Raw genomic sequence first — 1,485 nt, 5'->3', positions numbered from 1 at the left:
AAAGCAGTGACAAAAATCGAGGAGGAAGACCACGTGAACCTAACGCCGGAACAAGTATTAACCATATGCAAAGGCGATAAAGAAATTGCTTCCGTTGTTCAATTTCTTCTCGATCAGCAGTCCGCCCGGATTCGGGAACTTGAACATCGTGTACATGAGTTGGAACGACAACTCGCAAGCAATAGCAGTAACAGTAGCAAACCGCCTTCGAGCGATGGTCTGCGCAAGCCGACGAATTTGCGCACACCCGGTGGCAAAAAAGGGGCGCCCAAGGGACATCGAGGCACGACGTTGTGTCAGGTCGAGCACCCCGATGAAGTCGTCGTCTATCCTCTCCACACCTGCCCCGACTGTCAAGACTCGCTGGCGGACGCGAAACGCAAAACTTTAGAGAAACGACAAGTATTCGACTTGCCACCTCCGCGGATGTTCGTCACCGAACATCAAGTAGAAAAAGCCTACTGTTCCCGTTGCCGCTGTATGCAGCGCGCTACATTTCCGGAGCATGTGAAGGCACCCGTGCAATATGGCAGCGGTTGGACCGCTTGGACCGTCTACCTACATGCCTACCAGTTGTTGCCGCTGGATCGGATTGCCTGCTTGTTCAACGATCTGACCGGTCATCGACCGAGCGAAGCTTCGTTGCTCACGATGCTGGAGACGTCATATGACGCGTTGCAACCTGTCGAGCAAGTCCTGATTGACCGCCTGCTTGGGCAAACCATCGTTCACGCCGATGAAACCGGATGCCGAGTTGACGGCAAAACCCAATGGATGCATGTGATCTCTGACGAGAGGCATACGTTGCTTCGTTTTCATCCCCAGCGCGGGAGCAAGGCGATGGATGCGCACGGCTTTATGCCGCGCTATACCGGTACGGTCGTCCACGATTGCATGCAAGGCTACTTCAAAGAGCGATATACCTTTGACCACGCGCTTTGCAACGTGCATCTACTCCGAGAATGCAAGGGCATTGCCGAGCACGATGGGCATGTGTGGGCCCAGCAGATGAGCGATCTACTGAAGGAAAGCTGGCAGCTCGCGAATGCATCGCGACAAGCGGGAGCACCGCTATGCGCAGCGGTCATCCTGGGGCTTCAAGCCCGGTATGATGCGATTCTGGAAGCCGGTCAGCACGAATGGGCGAAAGACCCCGTGAGACAAAAGACCGGGACACGCGGCAGAAAAATCAAGAGCAAGGCAGGCAATCTAGGTGAACGATTGTTGCTGCATAAAACGGCGATCTTGTCGTTTCTTTGGCGACCCGAAATTCCGTTTGACAACAATCAAGCGGAACGAGATTTGCGGATGGTCAAGGTAAAACAGAAGATCTCCGGTGCGTTTCGCACGGTAGCCGGGGCAGATATCTTCGCTCGACTACGGAGCGTCGTATCTACCCTTCTGAAACAAGGGCATTCCGTGCTCCCTTCCCTTTCCCTCGCACTTCGTGGACAACCCATTCCACTGTAGACCTAAGTAGTAACG

At 54.1% G+C, this 1,485-nt stretch carries 1 protein-coding gene; it reads left to right on the top strand.

The features are described from left to right. The coding region (gene tnpC / locus PSHG_RS25885) for an IS66 family transposase (RefSeq protein ID WP_010267214.1) at positions 1 to 1,470 on the top strand (1,470 nt) is incomplete at its 5' end. Positions 1,471 to 1,485 lie beyond the last annotated feature (15 nt).

This window comes from Paenibacillus senegalensis JC66 (assembly GCF_000285515.1).
In the GTDB taxonomy this organism is placed as follows: domain Bacteria; phylum Bacillota; class Bacilli; order Paenibacillales; family NBRC-103111; genus Paenibacillus_L; species Paenibacillus_L senegalensis.
Note: the sequence above shows the minus strand (reverse complement) of the source record. Positions and strands in the feature narration are given on the sequence as shown.